Genomic DNA, 6,603 nt, shown 5'->3' with positions numbered 1-6,603 from the left:
TTTGCCTCCAGCTTCCTTCAGATTCCGCCTCGCGGCTGACACCCTTGCTCTTGGCTAACGGTAGGCGTTCGCCAGCCCCCGTTCGGGACTTTCACCCTAGAGATGACGCCCATGCTGGGCGTACTACAATAAAGTCCGAACGGTGACTCGTTCGGACTTTATCAGGTAAATGCGGCTTCTATTCAATAGATCTTGTTAGCGACACACAGCTCTCCACATGTGTGGAGTGCCGAGTGTAGCGCAATACTTTAAAATAAATGCGCTACCCAAGCGCACATACAATTCCTTACATTAATTGAGCAGCGCTTTAACGATACTGGAAGTACCGGCAAATCGATAAAATAATTTTACCGTACCTACTTTCTCGACTTCAATCTTCTCGATAAAACGACTTCACTAGTAATATCGTCGAATGCCAATGCTTCATCTATGACTCGCTTAACCTTTCCGAGATAGGCTGTATCCACTGTCATCGACAGCACCGTCTTTAGTTCCTCTTGTTGGAGTAGTAATGAAGTCGGTCAATTTCACCTCGTCAGCACTTACCACGTTACGAATACGGGAGATCTTGATCTGCAATCTCTCTCGATAAGGCTGTACCGTTCCCTGCACCTTCACGATCGTCATCGGCGCAAAGCCGTCTTTCTCATTGGGTTTTACATCCCAGTACTTCGCCGGCACCGCTTGCATCCCCTAACACGATGTCGAAGTAGTCCTTGGCCGGAGTCGCATTCGTCTGCTTTAGCTCTAGCTCTCTAAGAAGATAGAAGCCAATGAATTCTTCATTGGTCGCCATCTGATTAATTAATGTCATCTTGTTGCCTCCTTCATTTGCCATTCGTGTCATTGCTCCATCGCGCTATTCGCCACTATCAGAATTCGACAATCTCCAAATATATCCCTGTTTATTATTTAACGTAACTTATACCGTCGCCGAACTTAAAGTTTTCTTTGAATTCATAAACAGGCAAAATTTAACGTGCTAAACTAGCAGGAGAACAATCGATATGATAACTCAACCTTCAGGGAGGCAAACAATGAAGAAAAAAGTAGTTGGACTATTGATAGCGGTGCTTCTTTGCTTGAGTTCCGCCATTTCCTTTGCCGATAGCACAGCAGCTGCTACGAAGACTTCAGCCGACTTTACGGATTTAAAGGATCTGGATGCTGTAACGAAAGCCAAGTTCGATGCAATGATCGAGGCCGGGGTATACGACGGTATAGGCGAAGGCAAGTTCGGACTCACAGATGAGATGACCCGGGCGCAATTCGCCAAGGTTGCAGCGTTGATCTTCGGTCTGAAGGTGGATTCGAGCTTACAGACGTCTTCCTTCATTGACGTCAAAGCGGATGCTGCTAACGGTTACGCATTACCATACATCGAGGCGGTCAAAGCTGCGGGCATTACGGACGGATATGGGAACGGTATCTTTGATCCGTCGGGTGAAGTAACCAAGGAGCAGTTGGCTGCGTTTCTTGTTCGCGGGCTGGGATGGGAGAAGGATGTCTACGGCTCTGCACATGTTGAAGGTTCTGTATCGGACTGGGCGAAGGGGTATGTCGCCTTGGCGTTGGAGAAAAAGTTATTGGCTACCGGCGAGGACGGGACGTTCGACGGGAAAACCAACGCAACCCGCGACCTGCTCGTTAAGAGCTCCTACCAAGCCGCGGTAACCGCATACGATAACCGGGTGCAATCTGGTGACAAGGACCAGGTCGAAGACGAGTCCTTATCCGAATATGAACTTATGCTGCAGAAGATAAAAGAAGCAGATAAGAAAATTCAAGAGATGCAAGGGACAAAGGAAGAGGCCAAGGAAGAAACAACCACCGCCCCTTACGTTCCTTCCGACCCACCTGCTCCATACGTCCCTCCGGTACAGTCTACCGTTGCTACGCCTGCGGCGCTTCCGGCCAGCGGTGCCGTGATTTTGGGGACGCAAGTTACGTTAAGTTCGGCGACTTCATCTGCCGCTGTGTACTATACGACGGATCTCAGCGAGCCGACCACGTCTAGTACGCGGTATACGGAACCAATTTTCATTACGAACGATACAACGATTAAGGCGATCGCCGTTAAATCCGGCTCGCGGAATAGCTCGGTTGCGACATTCGAATATACTCTCGTGCTGCGGATTATTTTGCCATACTCGATTTCACCTATGGCTGAAGGAGAAGCCTACTCTGGCAGCGTAGCGAAACTGTCTGGAGGAACGAAAGACGTTACGTATGCCGTAACGGATGGCGCACTTCCTGCGGGGCTGACTTTGGATCCTAACACGGGATCGATTACCGGAACTCCAAGCGTGAGCGGCGCGTATAGCTTTGCGATTACGGCAACGGATTCGGCAGCGCCGCAGGTAACAGTAACCAAGTTGTATACGGGTGAGATCACGCCCGCGATAGTCATAGCGCCGCTCGATTTGATTAATGAAGCAGCGGAATCTGGCGAATGGGACAATGTTGATGCGCTGATTTTTGCCGATGCGGGCGTTACGGGTGTTACCACATCCAATGTAGCAGCTGTTATTGAGGCACTCAGCTCGAACGAAGCCTCTCCTTGGACGGTAACGGATATTCAAGCCATCGTCGAATCGGTTATTGCCGATCTGGCGAAGCAGGTGGCACTCAATTCGATCAACGAAGCAGCGGAGTCGGGTGAATGGGCTAATGTTAGTGAGACAACTTTTGCCAATGCGGGGGTTACGGGGGTTACCTTATCCAATATAGCAATTGTTATTGAGGCACTCAGCTCAAACGACGCCTCCCCATGGACGGTAACGGATATTCAAGCCATTGTCGGCTCGGTTATTGCCGATCTGGCGAAGCAAGCGGCACTCTATCTGATCAACGCGGCATCGGAGTCGGGCATATGGACCGGTGTTGATGTGACAACCTTCGCCAACGCAGGTGTAATGGGGGTTACGTCCGTGAACCTTTTCTCCGTCCAATACTACCTGGATCCTACGGTAACAACGGATTCACCGCTTCCAAGAACAATAGTTGACATCCAAGCGATCGTGGATAAGGTGATTCAAGATGTTGCGGTAGATTCAATCTTGGATTATCTGAATCCTATGGGCTTTGGATCGCCTCGCCCAACCGTAGAGGTATTCGAGCGCGCCGGGATTACCGGAGTGAATGCTTCGAATATCGATGCGGTCATCACCGAACTGGAATTTGCTTATCAGGAAACCAGAAATGACCCTTTTGCAACACCTTTGTCTTCGAAAGAACAGATTCAGGATCTCATTGACTTGTACTTCCCGGAAATTGGTTAAGGGAAGCCATAAGAAAAACGGTGCAAGGGAATTCCAAATTCTCCCTTCACCGTTTTTCTTCATTTTGTGCTTCTGGCAACCAGCATATAGCCGCTCCCCCGTATCGTAACGATTCGCTCCGGATTGGCGGGGTCAACCTCGATCTTTTTGCGCAGGTTACTGATGTGTACGGCTACCGTTCTCGTATCCTCCAGAGTTTCCGTTCCCCAGATAAGCTGAAACAACGCATCAACGCTAACGACACGATTGACGTTCTGTGCCATGTAGGTCAGTAGGCTGAACTCTTTTTTCGATAGGAAGACGGTTTCGCTCCCCATGATAACGGACTGCGCGTAGTAATCCAGCGTCAGGCCCGGCAGCTCCAGCAGCTGCTCCCTTCTGCCCGTCGACACTCTGCGAAGATGCGCCTTGATCTTGGCCATGAGTACGCCCGGACTGAACGGCTTGGTCACATAATCGTCGCCGCCGTAGGATAATGCGTTGATCTTGACCTCATCCTCCTCCCGGCTGCTCAGGAACATGATCGGCGCATTCGTGTAGCTGCGCGCGTTCCTGCACCAATCAATGCCGTCCTCATTAGCCAGCATGACATCCAATACAATCAGATCCGGCTCGAAGGACTTAAGCAGCTTCATGGCTTCTGCACCGCTATAGCTGTAGGCGCATAGGAAGCCCTCACGCTCGCAATACGCCTGGACAATCTCGCATATATGGGGATCATCATCGACGACCATAATTTTGTGCCTGTCCGTCACACCGTCACCGCCCTTCTTCTACCATGCAAGGAAGCGATACATAGAAAATCGTCCCCGTCTTGCCGTCGCTCTTCGCTCGAACCGTCCCACCATGCGCTTGTACGATTTCTCTGCATATCGCCAGCCCGAGCCCGCTTCCTTCTACGCCCTTCTCCGCGCCTGGCCGATCATACCTATAATTGCGATCGAAGATTTGCTCGAGCTGCTCTGGCGGAATACCCATGCCGGAGTCTTCGACGCTAATGATCGCATAGCGAGAATCGTTCACCTCGTCCACGGCTAGCGCGATACGCACCATCCCGCCCCTAGAGGTGAACTTCATGGCGTTCGACACGAGATTGAACAGTGCCTGCTCCAGTCGCTGTGCATCCATCTCGACTATAGGCGAATCGGCCCCTTGATCTGCCGCAGCTTCGATCTCCAACACGAAATCCAGCCCTGCGTCACGCACAACCAGCTCATATTGTTCATAAAACCGGCGCAAGAAGTGAGCCGCATGTACGGGTTCCATTCGGTACGAGACTTGTCCCGTCTCCAGATGCGACAAGAAGGACAGCTCCTCAATCATGCGGTTAACCCTTATCGTGTTATCCCGGATATACTTCAAGTATTGTTCATTGCGTTCCGGCTTGACCATGTCCTGCACAGCCTCGACATAGCCTAGCATGCTGGACAGCGGCATACGCAGATCATGCGTGATATAGGCCAGGAGCTTCTTCCTCCCTTGCTCGGAGTGAAGCAACCGGCCATACGATGTGCGGAGATCGTCATGCGCTGCGGATAAGGCATGTGTGCGCTCAAGTACGAGCTGTTCCAAATTCTTATTCATCTCGGTCAGCTTGTCGTTCGCGTCCTGGAGTTCACGTGCAATTCGCTCTTCGTTCGTAGCCGCCCTCGTAAATCTGGAAGACAGCAGAATCATCTGTGCGATCGTGAACACCAACAGACCAAGCGGGGAAGTATTCCCGATTCGTGACCATTCATTGTAATACAGAAAATCATTGATGACCGTAACCAGCACAACCACCGACACCAGCAGGAAGATCAGTGCCCCCTCCTGACGCCGCACAGCCGCCCGAACCAGCCCGACCATAAGATACACGATATGCGTAACAACCACTACGCCGATCGCCGTTAACAGCTTCGTATAGATAATGGCAGGGGTCACCACAACAACGATACAGCATGCCCCGGTTACGATTCGCGAGCCAAGCTGGAACCCACGCGGCACATTCCGGAAGATGCAATCCGAATACCTCGTAATGACATACGCACCGCTGCACAGAATCAGGTACTCGATCTTGAATTGCAATCCCCATGGGAAATCCGGCCACACTTGCGTGAGCAAGAGCTCGCCGACCAGCAAGGATCGGATCCCGAACATCAAGGTAAACAGACCAAAATAGAGTGGAGCCCTATCCTTACGTCGCATGATGTAGAGCAGCAGGTGATATACGCCAATCACTAACAGGCTGGCGGTGATGAACATTTCGGCAGCAATTGACAGATTGGTCCGGACACTTAATCCGTCACTCCCGCCCAGCTCAATATATTTGGTGATGCCGCCTCGCTTATGATGGAAGTTGGCCACCTGCATAACCAGCTCCACGGTGCCATGCTCGGGCTGGAAGAACACCAGCTTCGTAGCCAGCTGCGGTATCGCGCTGCTCTTATCCGGACCAACCACGCCGACTTCAGCCAACAGCTCGCCATTCACCCATAATTTATACGCGTGAAAGATGGTCGGCAGCCGCAGAGCAAGCCGCTCGCTGCGATCCTGCTCGCTAAGCTGGACGACCAGCCGAAAGGTTGCATAGCCTGTACCACTCAGCTGCTGGCCATCTAACCGATAGCCTAGCCAGGAGTTTGGGATGCTGATCCATCGGTCAGCATTCCCGCCCCTTGCCGAACGAATCTGTATGTCCTCCGGCGACAGCAGCTCTTGCCAGTAGAACGCCCACTCCCCGGTTAGCTTTTGCGGATGCTCGCTGACCTTGACCTCTGTTAAATTCAGAATGCCCTCTTCACTATGGAACTTAGTTGGTTCCGGCGCAGAGACGACGGCATAGCTGGCGATCAATCCAATAACAATGGCTGCAACGATAGGAAGCAAAAGCGTACGTTTACCGAATCGGAGAATCCCCCTTATCATGAAACCGACCCCAATCTACAAGATGCACGATATGTAAGATGATTAACTAGATCATAGCATTATTTGTCGAAAATGTGCCCTGCAAATATCAACGTGGATAGACATAACCACATTAGGCGTTCACACATATCATGGAGTAAGGTTGCTACGATTGGGAGGCCTTAATCATGTATAGACAGGAAGCAAGAATACCAGCGAACTGTCCACCGGGGTTTCTAGGTCGGTATAACGTACTTCCGGGAGACACGTTCTATAACATTGGGTTTGTAAGAGTTTACGGATCCAAGCTTGTTCGCCGCCTGACTTTATGGCGGGAAAAAGGCATGAATTCGCCATTCGGTGTGGCGGAGCCAAACCGAATAAACAGCCGACAATAGCCTAATCCCTTCTGTACAATGACGGTGGATTAGGCTAT

At 51.1% G+C, this 6,603-nt stretch carries 5 protein-coding genes; 1 reads left to right on the top strand and 4 read right to left on the bottom strand.

Translation table 11 applies throughout. From position 1 onward, the window contains the following. Positions 1-438: 438 nt before the first annotated feature. Positions 439-681, bottom strand: coding sequence for a hypothetical protein (locus B7E11_RS28705; protein ID WP_139787036.1), 243 nt, complete (start codon positions 679-681; stop codon positions 439-441). Beyond that, on the bottom strand, positions 647-814 hold the full coding sequence (locus tag B7E11_RS29315; RefSeq protein ID WP_176220571.1) for a hypothetical protein: 168 nt from the start codon (positions 812-814) through the stop codon (positions 647-649). The genes B7E11_RS28705 and B7E11_RS29315 overlap by 35 nt, the downstream gene beginning before the upstream one ends. 223 nt (positions 815-1,037) lie before the next feature. Here B7E11_RS29315 and B7E11_RS30045 point away from each other — a divergent pair, with 223 nt between their 5' ends. Continuing rightward, positions 1,038-3,281 carry a chitobiase/beta-hexosaminidase C-terminal domain-containing protein gene (locus B7E11_RS30045; protein WP_080831927.1) on the top strand — a complete coding sequence of 748 codons (2,244 nt, stop codon included), beginning with the start codon at positions 1,038-1,040 and terminating at the stop codon, positions 3,279-3,281. 59 nt (positions 3,282-3,340) lie between these two features. Here the strand turns inward: B7E11_RS30045 and B7E11_RS01755 are convergent, their stop codons facing one another. Then, on the bottom strand, positions 3,341-4,036 hold the full coding sequence (locus tag B7E11_RS01755) for a response regulator transcription factor (RefSeq protein ID WP_245809592.1): 696 nt from the start codon (positions 4,034-4,036) through the stop codon (positions 3,341-3,343). 4 nt (positions 4,037-4,040) lie between these two features. Beyond that, complete coding sequence (locus tag B7E11_RS01750) at positions 4,041-6,188, bottom strand: sensor histidine kinase (RefSeq protein ID WP_080831926.1); 2,148 nt, start codon at positions 6,186-6,188, stop codon at positions 4,041-4,043. Positions 6,189-6,603 lie beyond the last annotated feature (415 nt).

It is taken from the genome of Cohnella massiliensis, assembly GCF_900169535.1.
Lineage (GTDB): Bacteria > Bacillota > Bacilli > Paenibacillales > Paenibacillaceae > Cohnella > Cohnella algarum.
This window is presented reverse-complemented; position numbering and strand designations above follow the sequence as displayed.

Bases quoted from the DNA above. Each gene is read 5' to 3' on its own strand.
- B7E11_RS30045 (WP_080831927.1), top strand. From the start codon at position 1,038: ATGAAGAAAAAAGTAGTTGGACTATTGATAGCGGTGCTTCTTTGCTTG.
- B7E11_RS29315 (WP_176220571.1), bottom strand. From the start codon at position 814: ATGACATTAATTAATCAGATGGCGACCAATGAAGAATTCATTGGCTTC.
- B7E11_RS01750 (WP_080831926.1), bottom strand. From the start codon at position 6,188: ATGATAAGGGGGATTCTCCGATTCGGTAAACGTACGCTTTTGCTTCCT.